Raw genomic sequence first — 20,668 nt, forward strand, 5'->3', positions numbered from 1 at the left:
CCGAACGGACACCACGCCATGATCATCACCTCTCGCCGTCGTGCCGGTACCGCCGCGGCCATGCTCTCTGCTGCGGCTCTGGTCGCAGCCGGTTGCTCCAGCTCCTCCGACGGAGCCACCACCGAGCAGGGATTCCCCGAAACCCTCACCCTCGCCGCAATTCCCGCCGAGAACTCGACCGACCTGAAGGCCAGCTACGATCCCGTCATCGAGCGGCTGGAGGACGAGACCGGAGCGAGCGTCGAGTTCATCCAGGCCTCGGACTACGCCGGTGTGGTCGAGGGCTTGATCGCGGGGAACGTCGACATCGCGTTCTTCGGACCCTTCGCCTACGTCGTCGCCGGAATCAACGGTGCGGACATGACACCGCTGGGGGCCGTCGTCCAGGACGAAGGGACTCCTCCCGGTTACCAGTCGTACGGAATCACTCGCTCGGACAACGCCTCGGTGAACGGTCTCGCCGACTATGCGGGAAAGAAAGTCTGCTTCGTCGATCCGAGCTCCACCTCCGGATTCCTCTACCCCACAGCGGGACTGATCGAGAACAACGTGATCTCCTCCGGTTCCGAGGCCGATATCTCCGCGGCGATGACCCCGATCTACGCCGGCGGTCACGATGCATCGGCACTTGCCGTTAAGGCCGGAGACTGCGACGCCGGATTCGCCTTCGACACCATGGTCGACCGGACGATGATCGACAACGGTGAACTGGCGCCCGGTGAGCTCGAGACCGTGTGGAAGTCCGAGATGATCGCCGGCTCGCTCTTCGCCGCCAACAACGATCTGGGTACCGAGGCCATCGCCAAGCTCGAAGACGTCTTCAGCGAGGGCATGAACTCGGATGCCTTCATCGCCGACGGCATCTGCGCCGAGGAATGCCGGATCACCGATGAGGACGCTTGGGGGGTCGTGCCGGCCGAGGACAGCGACTACGACGGCGTGCGCCACGTATGCGAGGTCACCGGTTCCGAGAAGTGCGCGGGCTGATGAAGTCCGCACCGATGGACCCCCGTGACGTGGTGGTCAGCATCCGCAACGTGACGAAGACGTTCGGGTCGACCACCGCGTTGCAGGATGTGAACCTCGACGTGCACCGCAGTGAAATGCTGGTGTTGCTCGGGCTTTCGGGCTCCGGGAAGTCGACACTGTTACGGTGCATCAACGGCCTGCATCCCGTCACCTCGGGGAGCGTCTCCGCCCTCGACATTCGCGTCGATCTTGCGAACCGCCGCCGTGTACGTGAACTGCGCCGAGATGTCGGGTTCATCTTTCAGCACTTCAACCTCGTCGGTCGGTTGAGTTGCCTCGAGAACGTACTCGTGGGGGGCATCGGCCGCCTGTCGATTCCGCGATACGGCGCGCTGGCCTATCCGAAAGCAATGCGGGAGGAAGCCCGGGCGTGCCTCGACCGAGTCGGGTTGGCGGACTTCGCCGAACGGCGTGCCGACACGCTGTCGGGCGGGCAGCAGCAACGGGTGGCGATCGCCCGCACCCTGATGCAGCGTCCGCGGATCGTGCTCGCGGACGAGCCGGTTGCCTCGCTCGACCCAGAGAATGCGGGCGTGGTGATGGATCTGTTGCAGCGGGTGTGCAGCGAGGAGAAGCTGACCGTGGTGTGCACCCTGCATCAGGTCGATCTCGCGCTCGGCTGGGCGCATCGACTCGTGGGTCTCCGAGACGGTCGGGTGGTGCTCGATCGCCCGGCCGACGGACTCCAGCGTGAGGACATCATGCCGATCTATCAGCGGATCGCGCCCGACCCCGGAAACATGACCACGGTGGCACCGACATGACCGTCACCGTCGATCCGAAGCCGACGAACACTGCAGCACAGGATGATCCGCGGCGACCTCGATGGCTGTTCCCGGCGCTGGGCGTCGCCGCCCTCGTTCTCACCGTACTCTCGGCGGGCTACATCGACTTCGCGCCGACGACGTTGATCGACGGTCTGGAGGATGTCGGCAACCTGCTCGAGCGGATGCTGCCGCCCCGGGTCGACGACACCGGCAGGATCGTCTCTCTCGCACTCGATACATTGCTGATGGCAGTCCTGGGCACCGTGCTCGCAGCGATCGTCTCGGTACCGTTGGCGTTTCTCGCGGCACGGAACACCTCGCCGCACCCGGTTCTGTACAGCATCGCTCGCGCTGTCATCACCTTCTGCCGGGCGATGCCGGATCTGCTGTTCGCGGTGCTGTTCGTCAGGGCGTTGGGAATCGGGGTGCTACCCGGCATCCTCGCTCTCGCACTGCATTCCATCGGTATGCTCGGCAAGCTGTTCGCCGACGCCATCGAAGAGACCGACGTGGGACCGCGAGAGGCGCTCCGGGCCGCCGGGGCCGGCTACTACCGAGAGATGATCAACGCCGTTGTACCGCAGGTTGTTCCGGCGTGGATCGGAGCCTTCGTCTATCGAATAGACATCAACCTGCGCATGTCGGTGGTCCTCGGCTTCGTCGGGGCGGGCGGTATCGGATTCGCCCTGCAGGACGCTCTGCGTGGACTGATCTACCCGCGCGCTCTCGGAATCGTGCTGGTGATCCTGGTGATCATCGCCGCGATGGAATTGGCAGCGATGGCCCTTCGCCGGATGCTGCTCGTGCCGTCCGCGGCCGGTCCGCAGCGCGATCGACTGATGCGGATCGGGGCGTCGGCTGTGCTCGTCTTCGCGGTCGTGGCGTCGTTCGTTGTTCTCGAATTGGATCCGCGCTCGCTTCTGACGTGGATCGGGCCCTCGATCGAGGTGTTCGGGCGAATGGTCCCACCGGACTTCTCCGCGCTGGGAGCGGACCTGTTCGACGCCGCCGTACAGACCGTCGCCATCGGAGTCGTGGCCACCGCAATCGGTATCGTACTGTCGATACCCGTCGGAGTTCTGGCTGCGCGCAACGCAACTCCGCACCCCGCGGTGTACTGGATCGCGAGATCGTGGATCCTGCTCGTTCGCGCTGTCCCCGAGCTCATCCTTGCCGTCGTGTTCGTCGCGGCGCTCGGACTCGGCCCGGTGGCGGGAACCTGCGCACTGGCCATCGGATCCGTCGGATTCCTCGGCAAACTTGTCGCCGACGCGATCGAGGAGATCGATCCCGGTCCCCTCGAAGCAGTGGCGTCGGTCGGCGGTGGTTGGTGGAATCGGACACTGAGTGCCGTGGTTCCGCAGGCGATTCCGGGGATGGTCGGTTCGAGCTTGTATTTGCTCGACGTGAACATTCGTACCTCCACCATCCTGGGGATAGTCGGTGCAGGCGGTATCGGCTTCCTGCTCTTCGAGTCGATTCGTACCCTCAACTTCGACGTCGCCGGTGCGATCGTTCTCGTCATCTTCGTCGTCGTGTACATCGTGGAAAGGATCTCCGGATGGATCAGATCACTGTTGGTCTGACACAGGCCGCCGTATGGACGGGGAGCGGGATCGACATGTGGGACATCGAGATTCCCGCGCTCGAGTCGGGTGACCTGCTGGTGCGCGTCGACCTCGCGACGGTGTGCGGGAGCGATCTTCACACGGTGTCGGGACGACGCACCGGTGCGTGCCCGTCGGTACTCGGGCACGAGGCCGTCGGTCGCGTGGTTGGCGTCGGTGATGCGACGTCGTCTGCAGAGGTGGGTGATCGGATCGTCTGGTCGGTGACCGTGCCCTGCGGTCGGTGCGCCCGGTGCACGTCCGGCTTCACGGCCAAATGCTCGGCTGTGCGCAAGGTGGGGCACGAGTCCGCCGAGAGCCCTTGGGTTCTCAGCGGCTCCTATGCCCGACATATCGTGGTCCCGCGTGGAACCACGGTGGCTCGGGTTCCCGACACCATGCCCGATGCCGTCGCCGCGCCCGCTGCCTGTGCAACGGCGACGGTGATGGCGGCTCTCGAGGCGGCGGGTGATCTCGACGGCCGACGAGTACTGATCGTCGGGGCCGGAATGCTGGGGGTCACCGCCGCCGCGGCGGCGAGCGAGCGAGGAGCATCGGTGTCGGTTCTCGATCGAGATCCGGAGCGGCAAAGTAACTCTCGTGCGTTCGGGGCCGCGGCGGACGACGGTGCACGGACGGATGTGGCGATCGACTTCTCCGGATCGTCCTCGGCTGTGCAGGCGGCGTCGGAGCGGCTCGATGTCGGTGGGCGGCTCGTGCTCGCCGGATCGGTCGCTCCGGGCCTGCCGATCACCGTCGACCCCGAAGCAGTGGTCCGAAACTGGCTGACCATCACCGGCATCCACAACTACGAGCCGCGGCACCTCCACCAGGCCGTTGCCTTCCTGCACGACACCGGTGCGACGTACCCGTGGGAAGCCCTCGTCGAGGCGCCGGTTCCCCTGGCCGAACTCGCATCGGTGTTGCGGCCGACGCCGTCGGGAATTCTTCGGTCGTCGGTGGCACCGTAGGCTCACGGTCTGTCGATGAGCTCTTTCGGGGCCCACGCCGGCCAGTGCGTGTCGCCGACAGCGTCGCCCTCGACGTAGCGAGCGACGATTGCGGTCACATCCGGCCGCGAGTTGTCGTACACGGTCGACTGATCTGCCAGATCGATCGCCCGTGAAACCAAGGGCCACAATCGTGTGTATCTCTCGCGAATCTTGTCCTCCGGCACGTGGTGGCCCCCTTCTTCGACCCGCACAGCAACTCGCGCAATAGACAACTCGACAGGGACCATGATCACGTGAAGCACAACGACATAACCTGCTTGCTTCGCCGCGGCGACGAAATCGAGCTTGGACGGATGCGAGAACACGGTCTCGGCGATGAACGACTCACCTCGCTCGACGAGCGAATCACGAATGTGTGCAGCGATTTTGGCTGCTTCGTAAGATTGGTGTTCCGGAGAATCCGGCCAGTTCTGCTTCGCAATGATGTCGGCGTTGACGAAGGTGCTCATCGGCAAGATCGGAAACAATCTCTGCTCGACGAACGTCGTCTTGCCTGATCCGTTCGGTCCGACAATCAGATCGAGACGTCTCACAACACGATCTGGGTACCGTCGGGAAGGTGCTTCACAACCCGACCGTGATCATCGAGGAACACGGTCGTTCGACCCTGCGCGGTGCGCTCGGCGAGGTGGTTGCCGCTGGTGAGAGATTCTTCGAGTGCTGCCGCCGTCTCGGCGTTGAACACAACTCCCTCTTCCGGCGATAAGTCGGAAAGAGGAGTTCGGCCGGCGAGCGCGGCTTCGACTCGTCGGCGAGGGATTCCCCTCTGAGTCGACACTTCACGGCCGATGCGGGCCCAGTGTTCCAATTGTTGTCTTGCCGAGCGGTTCTCTCGCGCACCTTCGGCAGCAGCATCGTCCACGAGGTCCGATGGGAAACGAGTCACCCGGTCTGCGACGTTGGTCACGGCTACTCCCTTTTCGGCGGCAATTTCCAGTGTAGCAATCTGCTACAGAAGGGGCGACGAATGCAGAATTGCCGCCCGCGGGGGCGATTGCGTTCCGTTCGAGCGGGATACCCAGAGATCATGCCCGAAGGTGACACCGTGTTCGTGTTGGCCGCGAGGTTGCGTCGAGCATTGGATGGCGCACTGTTGCGGGCCGGAAGGCTGCAGGTGCCCGCGCACGCGGTGGAGAATCTGGCCGGGCGACGCGTCGTCGCGCATCGGACGCACGGGAAGCATCTCCTCACCGATTTCGACGACGACACAACGCTGCACACGCATCTACGAATGAGCGGATCGTGGACGGTGGTGCGGGCCGGCCGATCGATTCCGCAGCGCGTACGGCCCGACGTGCGCGTTCGGCTCGCCGTGGTCGACGGGCCGACGGCCTACGGAATTTTGCTGCCGGTGGTCGACTACGGATGGACCGGGGACATGAATGCGTTGATCGCAGATCTCGGACCGGACCCGTTGCATCCGGTGTTCAACGCCGAACTCGGAGCAGCCAACATCACCGCTCAGGGAAGGCGGCCGATCGTTTCGACGCTGCTGGACCAGCGGGTGATCGCCGGTCCGGGAAACTTGTGGGCCAACGAGCTGTGCTTTCTCCGCGGGCTGTGGCCGTGGACGCCCTCGGGTGATGTCGACGCGCAGCGTTTGGTAGCGCTGCTCGAACGAGCGATGCGTCATTCGGCGACAGTGCCGGGCGCGATGCAGGTGACCACCGGAGACACTCGAAAGGGTCGCTCGCACTGGGTTGCCGGTCGAGCCGGACAGCCGTGCCTGCGGTGTGGGACGCCGATTCGAGTGGTTGCCGAGATACCGGGTGACCCGGACAGGCGTCGAACATGGTGGTGTCCGAGATGTCAACCAGAGCGGTAGCGACGGGCGGTCGATCGCTGTTGTCTCAACGACATAACCGCCCGCGGGTATCGCTTGTTGCCTGCCGATACCACTGACAGCCATTCCTCGCGAGCAGCGAATCGAAACCCCGTCGGGTCGTCAGAAGGTCGAGTTCGTCGGGTGGTCGGTCTCCACCAGATCACGAGCCACCCGGTGCAGCGGGAGATTCTGTTGCTGGGACAGCTTGGCCAGAAGGTCGAACGCTTGAACCGCGTCGAGGTCGTAACGCTCCATGATCATGCCCTTGGCCTGGCCGATGATGTCTCGACTGGCCAGACCGGTCCGGAACTGCTCGTTGTCGCGGGCGCTGAGCATCGCGATGGCCGCGTGGGCCGCCAGAGCTTCACCGATGACCACCGCATCGGCGTTGAATGCGCGTGTCTCGTCGCTGTAGAGGACCAGCGCACCGATGTCGTCGGCATTGCTGAAGAGCTGGAACGCAGCAAGCGATTTGAATCCCTCTTCGACGGCGGAGGCAGCGAACTGTGGCCAGCGATTCTCGTCGGTCAGATCGTCGGCGACGACGACGTCGAGGTGATGAACCTCGGTGGGAATGGGGCCTTCCCCCAGCTCGTATTGCAGGCGACAGAGCTTCTCTGCGACCGGATCGGTGGAGGCGACCACCGTCCGCTCGCCCTTGTTCACCGTGGTGATGCACCCGGTGACCGCACCCGGGATCATCGTGATGGCCGTGCGCAGAATCTCGTCCAGTGTCTGCGGCATCGAGCGCCGGGTTTCGCGCAGCGAGCGGGCGAACTGGGCCAGAGTGGAGGCGTCAGCCGATGCGGCGGTGTTGTCTTCGATTGAAGAGTGCGGCATGCACACGGTCCTCTCGCATGGGACCCCTGCCGCCCTCTCGTCGGAGAGATCCACGATCATGCGCCTTCTGCTGGACGCCCGTATCGGCCGACACTGTCGGCTTCGTGCATTTTATACGTTGTCGTCGGGAAGGTTGTACGTAGAACCGATGAGCGTCGGCCGCGGCACCCGAGAACACAGCGAGGGCCGTCGATCAAGAGATCGACGGCCCTCGCGAGTACGAACTACTTGAAGGTGTCCTTGATGTTCTCGCCGACCTTCTTCACGCCTGCGGAACCCTGGTCCTTCTTGCCCTCGGCCTCGAGGTCGTTGTTGTTCGTGGCGTCGCCCACAACTTCCTTCGCCTTGCCGATGGCGTCTTCTGCTGCATTCTTGGCCTTGTCGATGAAGCTCATGTGAGTTCCTTTCCTCGTGCCCTGTTGGTACTGAAGAGTTGGTCGGAGCCCGTCGGCGAAAGCGCACGTTCGCATGCTGAGATCTGGGTCACACATGCCACCTACGTTTCCTGACGGTCCGCTGTGGATACATTCGACCGATGATGGTCGCGAGAGTGGACAGTTATCAGCGCAAACACCCGTCGGCGGGTTTCCCGGTGGCAGTGCTGTACAAGTTTCTCGACGACCGAGGCGGCTATCTTGCAGCGCTGATCGCGTACTACTCGTTCCTCTCGCTGTTTCCGCTACTGCTGCTGTTCACGACGGTGTTGGGGATCGTGCTGGCCGGCGACCCGGAACTGCAGACCCGCATCATCGACTCGGCGATGAGTCAGATCCCCGTCATCGGTGATCAACTCGCTCAGCCGGACCGGCTCAGCGGAGGGACGACAGCCATCGTCATTGGCGTCGTGGGGTCGCTGTACGGCGGACTCGGCGTGTCTCTGGCCGCGCAGTACGCAATGAACACCGCATGGTCCGTCCCGCGAAACGAACAACCGGACCCGATCAAGGGCCGGCTGCGCGGGCTGGTGCTGCTCAGTACCGTCGGCACCGCCATCATCGGCCTGACCGTCCTCAACGGCGTCGCGTCCTCGGGCGTGTTCGGCTTTGCCGGCGGTGCACTGGCACTCGTCGGAGCGGTCGTGGTCAACGCAGTGGTCTTCACTGCTGCGTTCCGAATCGGGACTGCGCGCGCCCTGACCGTGCGCGAGGTCCTGCCCGGTGCTGCGATCGCCGCGGTGATCTGGCAGGCACTGCAATCGTTCGGCGGCATCTACATTCGCTATGTCGTCGGCAATGCCAGCGTCAGCAACGGGATCTTCGCGATCGTCCTCGGCCTTTTGGGCTTCCTGTACGTCGCATCGGTGCTGATCGTGCTGTGCATCGAAATCAACGCCGTGCGAGTCGATCACCTGCATCCCCGGGCGCTGCTGACGCCGTTCACCGACAACGTCGAACTCACCGAGGGTGACAAGAACTCCTATACCGGCCAGGCAGAAGCGCAGCGCAACAAGGGATTCCAGGACATCACGGTCACCTACGAGGAGCCGGATTCGGTGACGGGGGATGACTCGCCGCGCAAGGGAGCCGAGTGATCGGGTAGGCGCAAACGCGCGCGCATTCGTCAGGTGCGCGCGGATTTGCCAGTCCGGCGGGCACTGTTTTGCGCGCGTATGGCAAACGCGCGCGCGTTTGCGGGGGACGGGGGTGTTCTGGCTTCGCTGCGAGTAGTTGACGGTCATAGGGGACGAGTTGGGTGCCGGCCGGTTCTCGGGTGGATCGGGTAGGGGCGCAAACGCGCGCGCATTCGTCAGGTGCGCGCGGATTCGCCAGCCCCGCGGGCACTATTTTGCGTGCGGATGGCAAACGCGCGCGCGTTTGCGAAAACTGGGGCGGCGGAGAACTGAGGCGGCGGAGGACCGGGGGCGGCGAGGACCGGACCGGATTTCCGTGACCACCGTCACGAACCGGCTGACCGGTCGGGTGAAAAAATCTTCGAGTTCGTTTCGCGAAAGCGCATGCGCAAGCGCTTGTATTGGTCATAGGCTCCTGCAATCGAGCGACGCGACCGCGTGGCCGGGGACAAGGGAGTCCACATGTTCAATCACCGTCGGAAGTCCGCGCTGACGATCGGGACCGCGCTCATGGCCGGCTCGCTCGTATTCGGCCTGACCGCCTGCAGCGGTTCGGATTCGGGCAGCGTGAAGGTCGGGCTCATCACCAAGACGGATTCCAACCCGTACTTCGTGAAGCTGCGCGAGGCAGCGCAAGCGCAGGCGGATTCCAGCGGAGCCGAGCTGGTGGCTCTGGCCGGCGCATTCGACGGTGACAACGAAGGCCAGGTCGCGGCGATCGAGAACCTCGTCGGCCAGGGTGTGAAGGGAATTCTGATCACCCCGAACTCCTCGACCGGAGTCCTCGACGCGATCAAGAAGGCACGGGACGCCGGCGTCGTCGTCATTGCCCTCGACACCGCCACCGATCCCGAGGACGCGGTCGACGCCACGTTCGCCACCGACAACAAGGCTGCCGGAGTGAGCCAGGGCGAGTGGGTCAAGGCCACGCTCGGAACCACTGCGCCGCAGGTCATCATGCTCGACGGCACCGCGGGTGGAACGGTCGACACCTTCCGGCACGACGGCTTCCTCGAAGGCATGGGGCTGACGGACAGTTCGCCGGAAATCGTCGGTCAGGAGAACACCAACGGCGATCAGACCAAGGCGCAGACCGCCATGGAGAACCTGCTGCAGCGTGCCCAGGGCGTCAATGCGCTCTACACGATCAACGAGCCGGCAGCGGCCGGCGCTTACCAGGCGATTCAGTCGGCCGGGCGCGCAGATCAGATCACCATCGGCTCGATCGACGGCAGCTGCACCGGTGTCGAGAACGTCAAGTCCGGCATCATCGGCGCGACGGTGATGCAGTTCCCGGCGAAGATGGCCGAGGAGGGCGTCGACGCGGTGGTGAAGTTCGCCGAGGACGGCACCAAGCCCAGTGGCTTCAACGACACCGGCTCACAGCTCATCACCGACAAGCCGGTCGACGGGCTCGAGTCGCAGGACACCGCTTGGGGCGAAGAGAATTGCTGGGGCTGATCGCGAAGTACCGGCGAACACCGGGATGTGATTCGTGAGTACCGATACCGCCGCAAAGCCCGAGGCTCCGAGCCGGTTCAACGTGGGCACCATCCTGCGTGAACCCCTGCTCGGGCCGATGGCCGCGCTCCTCATCGCCGTCATCGTCTTCAGCTCGATCTCGAGCTCGTTTCTCAACCCGCAGAACGTTTCTCTGATCCTGCAGCAATCGGTGGTCGTCGGCATCCTGGCCGTCGGCCAGACGCTGATCATCCTCACCTCCGGTATCGATCTGTCGATCGGCGCGGTGGCGGTGATGGGGTCCATCGTGATGGCGCAGTCGGCCGGCGCGAACGGTCCGGTGGTCGCACTGGGGTCCACACTTGCCGTGTGCGTGGCGTTCGGCGCGATCAACGGCGGATTGGTGACGGTTCTGCGACTGCCACCGTTCATCGTCACACTCGGTACGTTCACCGCTATTCAGGCCGCCACCAGATTGCTGGCCGGCTCCGAGACCTACCAGGTGCCGAGCGGACCTCTGACGTTGTTGGGTACCTCGTTCAAGATCGGCAGCTTCTCCACCACCTACGGCGTGGTGGTGATGCTGCTGGTGTACGCCGTGATGTGGTACGCATTGTCCCAAACCTCCTGGGGCAGGCATATTTACGCGGTCGGCGGTAGCCCGCAGGCCTCGGATCGCTCCGGCATCAAGTCCGGTCGCGTGCTGTTCTCGGTGTACATCGTCACGGGAGTCATCGCGGCGATCGCGGCGTGGGCAGCGCTCGGACGGATCCCCAATGCCGATCCGAATGCCTATCAGAATGCCAACCTCGAATCGATCACCGCGGTGGTCATCGGTGGAACCAGCCTGTTCGGTGGCCGCGGCACCGTCATCGGCACTCTGGTCGGGACACTGATCGTCGGTGTGCTGCGCAACGGACTCACTCAGGCAGGCGTCGACAGTCTCTACCAGAACATCGCGACCGGAATTTTGGTCATCGTCGCGGTGGCCGTCGATCAATTCGCCCGTAGGAGGTCACAGTGAACGCTCCCCTCGCTCTGGAAGCGCGTGGTCTGGTCAAGACCTACGGCAGCGTGACGGCCATCAACGGTGCAGATTTCGAGTTGCGGGCCGGTGAGGTACTGGCGGTGATCGGCGACAACGGCGCCGGAAAGTCCAGTCTCATCAAAGCGTTGGCCGGTGCCGTGATTCCCGACTCGGGCGAGATCCTGATGAACGGATCGCCGGTGTCGTTCAAGAACACCCGTGACGCACGCGCGGCCGGCATCGAGACGGTCTATCAGGACCTGGCCGTCATACCGGCGCTCGACATCGCCTCGAACGTCTATCTGGGACGCGAGATCAAGCGTAAAGGGATCAGCGGCAGTATCTTTCGGCGTCTGGACATGCCGAGGATGCGGGAGGAGTCGTCGAAGCATCTGCAGGACCTGAAGATCGGCATCAAGTCGGTCAATCAGGCAGTGGAGACGCTTTCGGGTGGTCAGCGTCAGGGCGTGGCAGTTGCACGCGCGGCGGCGTTCGGGCGCGGAGTGATCATCATGGACGAGCCGACGGCCGCACTGGGTGTGCGGGAGTCGGGCATGGTGATCGATCTGATTCGCACGATCCGCGACCGGGGCATACCCGTGGTGCTCATCAGCCACGACATGCCGCACGTGTTCGAGGTCGCCGATCGAATTCACATCCACCGCCTCGGCAAGCGCGCAGGCGTCGTGAATCCGAAGAACCGCACCATGTCCGAGGTCGTCGCGCTCATGACCGGCGCGGAGGAGCCGACCGACGATGAACGCGCCGGCCGCTGAATCGACCCGTCCGGTCGGAGTTTTCGTCGGCCTGGCGACACTCGACGTCATCCATCGAGTGTCGGCAGCGCCGGCACCCAACCAGAAGATCACCTCGAGCGCCCAGTTCGTCGCGGCGGGAGGTCCGGCCGCCAACGCGGCCGTCACCTTCGCCGCGTTGGGCGGCACAGCCGTGCTCGTCACCGCCCTCGGCGACGACCCGGTGGCTGCGCTGGTCAAGGCCGACCTGACGGCCTTCGGTGTAAGGGTGATCGACGCGGCCGAGGGTTCCACCAGGTCGGTGCCGGTCTCGGCGGTGACGGTGATCGAATCGACCGGTGACCGGTCGGTCGTCTCGGCCGACGCCGTGAACTCCGACGCCTCGCCCCCGGCGGATCTCGAGGCCGTCGTCGCCGGTGCCGACGTCGTTCTCGTCGACGGGCACCACCCCCTGATCGCCTGCGCCGCCGCGGAACATGCGGCGGCGCGGGTTACCACGTTGGTCGTGGACGCCGGTCGCTGGAAACCGGTGATGAGCGAGCTGGTCCCACACGCCACGGACATGGTGTGCTCGGCCGACTTTCGCGCTCCCGGTACCTCGGACACGACGACGACTGCCGCGGCACTCGTTGCATCCGGTGTTCGGACCGTCGTCACCACCCACGGCGGCGAGCCCGTCGAATGGTGGTCCGACGGCTCATCGGGATCGGTCGACGTCGAGCCCGTTGCAGTAGTCGATACTCTGGGAGCCGGGGATGCGTTCCACGGCGCGTATGCCTACTACTCCACGCAGCCGGGTTCCCTTGCCGAGCGCATCGACAGGTCGGCTCACGTTGCCGCACTGCGTTGCTCGGTGATCGGGCCCCGAGTGTGGCTACGCCAACTTTCCGCTGACACCCTGACTACCCACGGACTCGAAAGCGACAACGGTGAGCATTGACCAGGACGTACAGGAAGCCACCCTCGAAGAACTCGTGGAGTTGGCGCGCACGCTGGCCGTACCTGGTGAGCGGCGCATACTCGGCCTGACCGGTGCACCCGGTGCCGGGAAGTCCACTGTGGCTCAGCAACTCGTCGACGCGCTCGGGCCGGAACTCGCGGTACTCGTTCCGATGGACGGATTCCACCTCGCCAACGAAGTGTTGATCGAGCTGGGCCGGCTCGACCGCAAGGGTGCCCACGACACCTTCGACGACGACGGCTACGCGCGGTTGATCGCCGCCGTTCACGATCAGCGGCCGGGCGGCCCCCTGGTGTACGCGCCGAGGTTTCGGCGCGAGATCGAGGAGTCGATCGGGTCCGCCATCCCGGTGCCGTCGACCGTCCCGCTCGTCATCACCGAGGGCAACTATCTGTTGATGGAGTCCGACGCGTGGCCCGCGGCACGGGCGATGATCGACGAAGTCTGGTTTTTGGCTCCGCACACGAGGGTTCGGCACGAGCGTCTGGTGGCCCGGCACGAGGCGTACGGAAAATCGCACGAGGACGCGGAGTTCTGGGCACTCGGCTCGGACGAACGCAACGCGGAACTGATCGGGTCGACTGCGCGCCGCGCCGACCGAATCCTGCGGCTGACATGACGATTCCGCAGAGCCTCGAGACACGACAGCGCTGGGCCGACTGATATGCCCACGATGGATGACGTCGCTCGCCTGGCAGGGGTGTCGGTTTCGACCGTCTCGCACGTGCTCAACGGAACACGCAACGTCAATCCCGCCACCCGGCAACGCGTCGACGCGGCGATTCTCGAGATCGGATACCGTCGCAACGTCGTTGCTCGATCGCTCGCGGCGGGCCGAACTCACACCGTGGGACTGTCCATCGCCGCGTTGACGAACCCGTACTTCGGCAGCCTCGTCCATGCCGTCGAGCGTCGGTTGTCCGAGGCCGGATACGTGTTGATTCTCGGCGATTCGCACGACGAGCCGCAGTCCGAGCGGAGGGTGACGGACTCGCTGTTGGACCGCCAGGTCGACGGTATGATTCTCGCGCCCGCGGCTGGATCGGAAGTCTCCACGATCCCGGAGATCGTCCGCAGCGGAACGCCTCTGGTGTTGATCGACCGAATGCTCGACGTGCCGTGCGATCAGGTCGGCCCGGAGAACGACGCGTCGGCGTACGAGCTCACCGCCCATCTCCTCGATTCCGGCCATCGACGCATCGCGATCGTCCGCGGCATCGAGGGAATCTCCTCGACGACAGAACGATTCGACGGCTATGCCCGTGCACTGGCCGATCGAGGTATCGAGCTGGACCTCCGGTTGGTCGTCGACGGGCGGTCCAACGTCGAGGTGGCCGAGTCCCGGGTGCGCGAGCTGATGTCCGGTCCGCATCGGCCGTCGGCTCTGGTGTCGATGAACAACTCGATGACGATCGGATCGCTGAAAGCCGTTCGTGGCCTTGGCTTGTCGATCCCCGCAGATCTCGCCTTCGTGTGCTACGACGACTTCGAGTGGTCGGACCTGTTCGAGCCCCGGCTCACAGCGGCCGCTCAGGACGTGCAGACGATCGGCCGAACCGCAGCCGACCTCGTGCTACGGCGTATCGAGGGACACGAGGACGCGCCTCGATCCATCCGTGTACCGACCACCTTCACCCATCGAAATTCCTGCGGCTGTACGGCAGCAGACAAGCCGGTCGCACCCCGAAGATAGGACAGCTCATGCCGATTGCCAGTCCGGAGCAGTACAAAGCCATGCTGGACCGCGCCAAGGAAGGCGGGTTCGCGTACCCGTCGATCAATGTCACCGGCTCGCAGACACTCAACGCTGCGCTTCAGGGATTCGCCGAAGCCGAGAGCGACGGCATCATTCAGGTGTCGGTCGGTACCGCGCTCTACCTGTCCGGCAATGCGGTGCAGAACCGCTTCGCCGGCTCCAAGGCGCTCGCGCAGTACGCCCACGAAGTGGCGCAACACTATTCGATCTCGGTGGCACTGCACACCGATCACTGCCCCGCCGAGAACCTCGACGACTGGGTCCGGCCATTGCTGGCCGACGCGATCGAACGCCGCGGCCGAGGACTGGAACCGCTGTACCAATCGCACATGTGGGACGGCTCGGCGGTGCCGCTGGACGAGAACCTGCGGATCGCGCGCGAGTTGCTCGACCTGTCGGTGGAGGCGAACACCATTCTGGAGATCGAAGTGGGAGTGATCGGCGGCGAGGAAGACGGGGTGTCACACGAGATCAACGAACAGCTGTACTCGACGGTCGACGACGCTCGCGCCACGATTGCCGCGCTCGGTGCGGGGGAGCGCGGTCGCTACATGACGGCTCTGACCTTCGGCAACGTCCACGGCGTCTACAACCCCGACTCGGTACATCTGCGACCCGAGATCCTCGACGAGATCCAGTCCGTCGTCGGAGCCGAGACCGGTAAGGACAAGCCCTTCGATCTGGTGTTCCACGGCGGATCGGGTTCCAGCGCAGAGGACATCGCCTCCGCTGTCGCCAGCGGGGTGATCAAGATGAACATCGACACCGACACTCAATACGCCTTCACCAGATCGATCGCCGGACACATGATCAGCAAATACGATCAGGTCCTCAAAGTCGATGGCGAGTACGGAAACAAGAAGGCGTACGACCCCCGCTCCTGGGGCAAGCCCGCCGAGACGGCCATGGCAGCTCGGGTGGTCGAGGCCACGCAGATGCTCGGTTCGGCGGGTCGCACGATGCGCTGAGAACTTTTTGCGCCGAACGTGTCGAAATCTGCGGACCGGTTCCGTCCCAGGGTCGAATGCGGCAAGAATGGCCGCATCGAACGTCAGGAGACATCATGGCCAAGTACCTCATGCTCAAGCATTACCGCGGCGCTCCTGAGCCGATCAACAGCGTCCCGATGGACCGGTGGACGCCTGCGGAGGTGCACGCCCACATTCAGTTCATGCAGGATTTCGCCGCCGAACTCGAAGCCACCGGAGAGTTCGTCGACGCTCAGGCCCTGGCTCCCGAGGGGACCTGGGTGAGCTCCGGCGGTGAGGGCAAGCCACCGGTCACCGACGGTCCGTTCGCCGAGACGAAGGATCTCATCGCAGGCTGGATGATCATCGACGTCGAGAGCTACGAGCGGGCGCTCGAGCTCGCCGGACAGCTGTCGGCCGCGCCGGGAGCAGGCGGCCAACCGATTCACGAATGGCTCGAACTGCGTCCGTTCATGGAGGCTCCTCCCACCATCGCCGACTGACGATCGCCATGGACCCCCAGGTGCTGCGGGCATCGACACCCGCGGTGATCGGCGTCCTCGTCCACCGCGGAGCAGACTTCGCGTCGGCCGAGGACGCCGTACAGGAGGCGATGCTCGAGGCGACCTCCACATGGGTCGACCGAGTGCCGACCGATCCGAAGGGTTGGCTGGTGACCGTCGCGTGGCGAAAGTTTCTGGACGCGCAGCGCTCCGAGAAGGCGCGACGAGCCCGCGAGTATCGAGTCGCTGCCCAACCGGATCCCGGCAGTGTGGGCGGCGTCGACGACACGTTGCAGTTGTTCTTCCTGTGCGCGCATCCCTCGCTCGGTCCGGCGGCAGCGGTGGCACTGACGCTGCGTGCCGTCGGGGGATTGACGACACGGCAGATCGCGCAGGCGTATCTGGTGCCGGAGAAGACCATGGCGCAACGCATCAGCCGAGCCAAACGCACAGTGCGCGACGTGCGTTTCGACGCGCCCGGTGATGTCGGGACGGTGCGGCGGGTGCTGTATCTCGTCTTCAACGAGGGGTACACCGGGGACGTCGACCTTGCGGCGGAGGCGATCCGCTTGACTCGGCAGTTGTCGACGCTGTCCGAGGACGAGGAAACGGCCGGACTGTTGGCGCTGATGTTGCTGCATCACGCGCGGCGCTCGGCGAGGACCGGATCCGACGGCCACATCATCCCTCTCGCCGAGCAGGACCGATCTCGTTGGGACACAACGCTGATAGCGAAGGGAGTGTGGATTCTGCAGGCAGCGCTCGCGCAGGATCGGTTGGGCGAGTTTCAGGCTCAGGCGGCCATCGCCGCCCTGCACGCCGATGCGACGACTGTGGAGGAGACCGACTGGCTGCAGATAGTCGAGTGGTACGACGAGTTGCTCGCTCTCACCGACAGCTCCGTCGTGCGACTCAATCGAGCGGTGGCGATCGGGGAAGCCGACGGTCCGGCGGCGGGGCTCGAGGCACTGGGCGAGGTCGATCCGGCCGTCCCGCGGCACACGGCGGCGGCCGCGTATCTGTGCGAGAAGTCGGGTGATCTGCTGCGTGCCGCCGAGTTGTACGCGCAGGCGGCGGAGAAGGCGTCGTCGATTCCCGAGCGGCACCATCTGACGCTGCAGGCCGCGCGGATCAGGGCCAGCTGAGACCTGCGACCAACCAACGGACCGATCGGTTTCGTAATCCGATCGTTAGCGATCGAAAGCTGAATTCGTGCAACCCTCGTATGGTGCTGAAGTTGCCAATGGGACAGATGAGGAACAAACAGAGTCGCTCGGCCTCGGTGGTGACGGTCCTTGCGGTGGCGGCGATGCTGATGACCGGAACGTCGGCGCAGGCGTTGCCCGGCAACTCGGGATCGGCCGATGCGGCTGCGGGAGCCATCGGTATCCATCAGGTGTCGGCCACCCGCGCGGTGCTGAACGTGTTCTCCCCGTCCATGAATCGGGTCATCTCCAATGAGGTGCTGCATTCGCCCGACGGTGGACCAGCGCCCACTCTGGTACTGCTCAACGGCGCGCTCGGCAACGAGGACGGCGTGGGGTGGCTCAACAACTCCGGCGTCGAACAGTTCTTTCTGGACAAGAACGTCACGGTCGTCGCGCCCATCGGCGGGCGCTTCAGTTTCTACACCGATTGGCAGACTACGGATCCGGTGCTCGGCAGCAACATGTGGCAGACCTACCTCAGCCGCGAATTGCCTGCCGCCGTCGACGCGGCCTACGGATCCACCGGTAGGCGCGGCGTCGCCGGGCTGTCGATGAGTGGTGGGCCCGCCCTCGACCTGGCGATCCAGGCTCCGGACGTGTTCGACGCGGCCGCGTCGTTCAGTGGATGCCCGGCCCCGTCCAACCCGCTTGCCACTGCTGGGATCTCGGCGATGATCGCCGGCGGGCTCAACAACCCCTTCAACATGTGGGGTCTGCCGGGAAGCCAGGGATGGCGGGATCACGACCCGTCGCTCAACGTCGAGCGGCTACGCGGCACCGCGGTCTATGTCAGCTCGTCCCGTGGACTACCCGGACCGGTGGATCGCATTCCCGAGGGCGCGATCCCGCCGTTCGGGGGAATGGCGGTCGAAGCGATGGTCAACCATTGCACGTCGATCTTCGTCGACGCCCTGCGCCGAGCCGACGTGCCGGCGACGGTGTCCATGCGTGGGGAGGGCGCACACACCTGGCCGTTGTTCGAGGATCAGTTGCGCGAGGCCTGGTTCACCACTCTGGCACCGGCTCTCGGAACCAGGTGATTGCACCGAGACCGTCGCGGGTACGCGTCCGTGGACAGCACCGACGAAGGGACCACGTACATGTCGAAGGACGAACTGCACAAGGGCGACAAGGTCGAATGGCAGACCCACGGCACCACGACCGAGGGTGAGGTGGTGGAGAAGATCACCTCCGAGACCGAAGCTGCAGGCCGAACCGTGAAGGCCTCGAAGGACGAACCGCAGTATCGCGTCGAGAGCGACAAGTCGGGCAAGGACGCGGTGCACAAGCCGGAGTCGCTCGACAAGAAGAACTGACGATCGAAGTTCGCTGCGCCCCGAGTCTTGGACTCGGGGCGCAGCGTCTTCTCAGGCCTGAGGCACCGAACGCTCTGCGCCCCAGCTCCGTTCGATGTATCCCCGAATTCGCTCGATGTCCTCGGCGGGAATTCGCTCCGGCTCGCCGTTCTCCAGCGGATCCGTATGGAATATGTAGAGCCGTGACGCGAACTGGTCGAACGGCAGCGAACCTTCCCCTGCGCGTTCGCCGTTGCCCGCCGTTCCCACCACGACGCCGTCGCCCCAGTCCTGCCCGCTGTCGTTGTTCGGGTTGAAGAAGTACACCCGCATCACGCCGTCGGGGTCTGTGGTCACGCGCAGGATCGTGATGGCGTGCCAGCCCACATACCGTGCCGCACTGTCGGTTACGGCCACACCCGCCGGCTGCGGGTGGATCAACGGTTGGTGGCCGTTGTACTCGGGGTGGTACGCCGCATAGAACTGGCGCAGGAATGCGTCCAGGTCGACGAGATTACCGGTCGCGACATCGACGTCGATATGGAACTCGCGTGCTGACCACCAGCCGTGGAACTCCGGGTTGACCCAGCGGTGCGGATCGCCCGGACGGTCGGCGCACCGCCGGACCATCTCGGCGTAGATGCGATCGAGGTGCGGAACCAGCAGCAGCGACGTGGGGTCGAGATCGACCGGATCGGACGTGGCGACGCCGCTCACGCTCTCGGTCGACGAGATCGACTGGCCCTCGAAGTGCATGACGATCTCCTCGTCACGCGCCGCCCACACCACCATCTGCAGGAGGTAATCGGGATCGTTGTAGGCCCACATCGACAACGCTCGCGCGGATTGACACGTCGGGTTGTCGCCCTGGCCGACGCCGAGCGGTTGCCCGAGCATCGAGAGCAAACCACCGAGCAAGCGCGACTCGGGTGCGGGGACCGGCCCGAACGTGGTGATCAGTCGTTCCCGCACTGCCGGAGCGAGTTTCAGCGACATCTGGCGCCACAGTGACGGCACGATCGGCGGCTGATGCAGAATCCCGCGATCGAGGAGCAACGCCAGTCCGTAGAGGCACTGCGCAGTTTCGGGGAACACCGTCTCCTCGATGAGGCGATGGACCAGTTCCGGATATCGCGTCAGGCAGGTCCGGCCGGTATCGGACAGACCCAGTGCCTCGGGAAGGACGTACGAGTAGTGATCGACGAGGTACTGCGTCAGCGTCGCGTGGTACGGCGACACCAGACCGGTGTCGTGCATCGCGCGCGCAAAACCGCGAGCCTCGAACTGCAGCGCCTCGACATCCATCGCCTCGAGCCGCGATCGGTACACCTCGACGCCCGGATCCTCCCGGCACGCATCGGTGGTACCGAACAGGGCTGTGATCAGTCGATCCAAGCCCTGCCCGGAAGTACCGAGGTCGACGGTCGGATCGTCGCGATAGATCGCGATACGGGTGACCATCGCTTTGATGGTGTCCACCTGGATCGGACGCTGGCGCAGTATTCGCCAGATCTCCTCGAGCAACTCGTCGAGCACACTGTCGTACCCGATCTGCTGCGCGATGTACCCGAACAGATCGCGAATCAGATGTGCGGTGCGCCCCAGGCGAACTCGCTCCGATTCCGACGGCGGTGTGAACAGCACGTCGAGATTGAGCGCAAGCACCTGTGACAGGAACCGGCGCGCGTCCTCGGCAGTCACCGCCGAGTGGTCGTACTCGCCCGCGACGATCGCGACCATGCGCAATTCGCTCGTCGCCTCGAGCACCACGGTGTCGTCGTTCCCGCTGCGCAAACTGGGTCCGACGAATCCCGGGACGAGAATGTCCGGCTGGGCCCAGTCCGTGCCGGCGAACAGCCCGGCCTTCTCCAGCGTCGCAGCGCGCTCACGAATTGCGTGACAACCCCCGGTTTGCAACAACACTCGATGCAAGGCGTCGAGAACTCGTCGCACCTTCGTGCTCTTGCTGAACTCAGGTGCATCGGCCAAGGCATGCGTCGCATGGTCGAGTTGCGCCAGCCGCGACGCCAGAGCCTTGTCGACCGGTGCGGGCTCATCCATCGTCTGCGACGGCGGGTCGGTG

Annotated in this window: 22 protein-coding genes; 17 read left to right on the plus strand and 5 right to left on the minus strand. The window is 64.8% G+C overall.

Annotated elements, in window-relative coordinates; genetic code table 11:
* Positions 1-18 precede the first annotated feature (18 nt).
* Genes MTX34_RS05665 through MTX34_RS05680 form a run of 4 tightly spaced genes read left to right on the plus strand, consistent with a single transcriptional unit; the run spans position 19 to position 4,374 of the window.
* A complete protein-coding gene (locus tag MTX34_RS05665; RefSeq protein ID WP_243608748.1) occupies positions 19-987 on the plus strand; it encodes a phosphate/phosphite/phosphonate ABC transporter substrate-binding protein in 969 nt (322 codons plus the stop codon).
* Entirely contained in the window at positions 987-1,793 is an 807-nt protein-coding gene (gene phnC / locus MTX34_RS05670; protein ID WP_243608749.1) for a phosphonate ABC transporter ATP-binding protein, read from the plus strand. The genes MTX34_RS05665 and phnC overlap by 1 nt, the downstream gene beginning before the upstream one ends.
* On the plus strand, positions 1,790-3,382 hold the full coding sequence (phnE, locus tag MTX34_RS05675) for a phosphonate ABC transporter, permease protein PhnE (RefSeq protein WP_243608750.1): 1,593 nt from the start codon (positions 1,790-1,792) through the stop codon (positions 3,380-3,382). Before phnC ends, phnE begins: the two co-directional genes overlap by 4 nt.
* Positions 3,358-4,374: a zinc-binding dehydrogenase gene (locus MTX34_RS05680; RefSeq protein WP_243597376.1), complete on the plus strand. Its 1,017-nt coding sequence runs from the start codon at positions 3,358-3,360 to the stop codon at positions 4,372-4,374. The genes phnE and MTX34_RS05680 overlap by 25 nt, the downstream gene beginning before the upstream one ends.
* 2 nt (positions 4,375-4,376) lie before the next feature.
* Here MTX34_RS05680 and MTX34_RS05685 read toward each other — a convergent pair whose 3' ends face one another.
* Both MTX34_RS05685 and MTX34_RS05690 read right to left on the minus strand, forming a co-directional pair.
* The gene (locus MTX34_RS05685) at positions 4,377-4,949 is read right to left on the minus strand and encodes a zeta toxin family protein (protein ID WP_243597375.1); all 573 of its coding nucleotides are present in this window, start codon (positions 4,947-4,949) and stop codon (positions 4,377-4,379) included.
* Positions 4,946-5,323: a ParD-like family protein gene (locus MTX34_RS05690; RefSeq protein ID WP_243597374.1), complete on the minus strand. Its 378-nt coding sequence runs from the start codon at positions 5,321-5,323 to the stop codon at positions 4,946-4,948. The genes MTX34_RS05685 and MTX34_RS05690 overlap by 4 nt, the downstream gene beginning before the upstream one ends.
* 120 nt (positions 5,324-5,443) lie before the next feature.
* On the opposite strand from MTX34_RS05690, the gene MTX34_RS05695 reads away from it, so the two are divergent.
* Complete coding sequence (locus MTX34_RS05695; RefSeq protein ID WP_243597373.1) at positions 5,444-6,241, plus strand: DNA-formamidopyrimidine glycosylase family protein; 798 nt, start codon at positions 5,444-5,446, stop codon at positions 6,239-6,241.
* A 120-nt stretch (positions 6,242-6,361) separates the two neighbouring features.
* Here the strand turns inward: MTX34_RS05695 and MTX34_RS05700 are convergent, their stop codons facing one another.
* Complete coding sequence (locus tag MTX34_RS05700; protein WP_243597372.1) at positions 6,362-7,081, minus strand: GAF and ANTAR domain-containing protein; 720 nt, start codon at positions 7,079-7,081, stop codon at positions 6,362-6,364.
* Between the two features lie 224 nt (positions 7,082-7,305).
* Positions 7,306-7,476 (minus strand): CsbD family protein, encoded by a 171-nt coding sequence (locus MTX34_RS05705; RefSeq protein ID WP_243596365.1) that lies wholly within the window; start codon positions 7,474-7,476, stop codon positions 7,306-7,308.
* Positions 7,477-7,619: 143 nt separating this feature from the next.
* Here MTX34_RS05705 and MTX34_RS05710 point away from each other — a divergent pair, with 143 nt between their 5' ends.
* From MTX34_RS05710 to MTX34_RS05765, 12 genes are all read left to right on the plus strand, one after another.
* Positions 7,620-8,612 (plus strand): YihY/virulence factor BrkB family protein, encoded by a 993-nt coding sequence (locus MTX34_RS05710; RefSeq protein ID WP_243597412.1) that lies wholly within the window; start codon positions 7,620-7,622, stop codon positions 8,610-8,612.
* Positions 8,613-9,113: 501 nt separating this feature from the next.
* Positions 9,114-10,112 carry a substrate-binding domain-containing protein gene (locus MTX34_RS05715; protein WP_243593953.1) on the plus strand — a complete coding sequence of 333 codons (999 nt, stop codon included), beginning with the start codon at positions 9,114-9,116 and terminating at the stop codon, positions 10,110-10,112.
* A gap of 34 nt (positions 10,113-10,146) precedes the next feature.
* Positions 10,147-11,136 carry an ABC transporter permease gene (locus MTX34_RS05720; RefSeq protein WP_243593952.1) on the plus strand — a complete coding sequence of 330 codons (990 nt, stop codon included), beginning with the start codon at positions 10,147-10,149 and terminating at the stop codon, positions 11,134-11,136.
* Positions 11,133-11,915, plus strand: coding sequence for an ATP-binding cassette domain-containing protein (locus tag MTX34_RS05725; RefSeq protein WP_243593951.1), 783 nt, complete (start codon positions 11,133-11,135; stop codon positions 11,913-11,915). Before MTX34_RS05720 ends, MTX34_RS05725 begins: the two co-directional genes overlap by 4 nt.
* Positions 11,896-12,834 carry a PfkB family carbohydrate kinase gene (locus MTX34_RS05730; protein ID WP_243593950.1) on the plus strand — a complete coding sequence of 313 codons (939 nt, stop codon included), beginning with the start codon at positions 11,896-11,898 and terminating at the stop codon, positions 12,832-12,834. The genes MTX34_RS05725 and MTX34_RS05730 overlap by 20 nt, the downstream gene beginning before the upstream one ends.
* On the plus strand, positions 12,824-13,474 hold the full coding sequence (locus MTX34_RS05735; RefSeq protein ID WP_243593949.1) for a nucleoside/nucleotide kinase family protein: 651 nt from the start codon (positions 12,824-12,826) through the stop codon (positions 13,472-13,474). Before MTX34_RS05730 ends, MTX34_RS05735 begins: the two co-directional genes overlap by 11 nt.
* A 54-nt stretch (positions 13,475-13,528) precedes the next feature.
* Entirely contained in the window at positions 13,529-14,548 is a 1,020-nt protein-coding gene (locus tag MTX34_RS05740) for a LacI family DNA-binding transcriptional regulator (protein WP_243608751.1), read from the plus strand.
* Between the two features lie 8 nt (positions 14,549-14,556).
* On the plus strand, positions 14,557-15,579 hold the full coding sequence (fbaA, locus tag MTX34_RS05745) for a class II fructose-bisphosphate aldolase (protein WP_243593947.1): 1,023 nt from the start codon (positions 14,557-14,559) through the stop codon (positions 15,577-15,579).
* A gap of 95 nt (positions 15,580-15,674) precedes the next feature.
* Positions 15,675-16,082, plus strand: a complete 408-nt coding sequence (locus MTX34_RS05750) for a YciI family protein (RefSeq protein WP_243593946.1) — start codon at positions 15,675-15,677, stop codon at positions 16,080-16,082.
* 8 nt (positions 16,083-16,090) lie between these two features.
* On the plus strand, positions 16,091-17,227 hold the full coding sequence (locus tag MTX34_RS05755) for an RNA polymerase sigma factor (RefSeq protein WP_243608752.1): 1,137 nt from the start codon (positions 16,091-16,093) through the stop codon (positions 17,225-17,227).
* Positions 17,228-17,334: 107 nt separating this feature from the next.
* Positions 17,335-18,330, plus strand: a complete 996-nt coding sequence (locus MTX34_RS05760; protein ID WP_243593944.1) for an alpha/beta hydrolase family protein — start codon at positions 17,335-17,337, stop codon at positions 18,328-18,330.
* 60 nt (positions 18,331-18,390) lie between these two features.
* A complete protein-coding gene (locus tag MTX34_RS05765) occupies positions 18,391-18,606 on the plus strand; it encodes a DUF2945 domain-containing protein (protein WP_243593978.1) in 216 nt (71 codons plus the stop codon).
* A 51-nt stretch (positions 18,607-18,657) separates the two neighbouring features.
* Here the strand turns inward: MTX34_RS05765 and MTX34_RS05770 are convergent, their stop codons facing one another.
* The gene (locus MTX34_RS05770; protein ID WP_243593977.1) at positions 18,658-20,646 is read right to left on the minus strand and encodes a hypothetical protein; all 1,989 of its coding nucleotides are present in this window, start codon (positions 20,644-20,646) and stop codon (positions 18,658-18,660) included.
* Between the last annotated feature and the right edge of the window lie 22 nt (positions 20,647-20,668).

The sequence above is a fragment of the Rhodococcus sp. ARC_M5 genome (assembly GCF_022810405.1).
Taxonomy (GTDB): Bacteria; Actinomycetota; Actinomycetes; order Mycobacteriales; family Mycobacteriaceae; genus Rhodococcoides; species Rhodococcoides navarretei.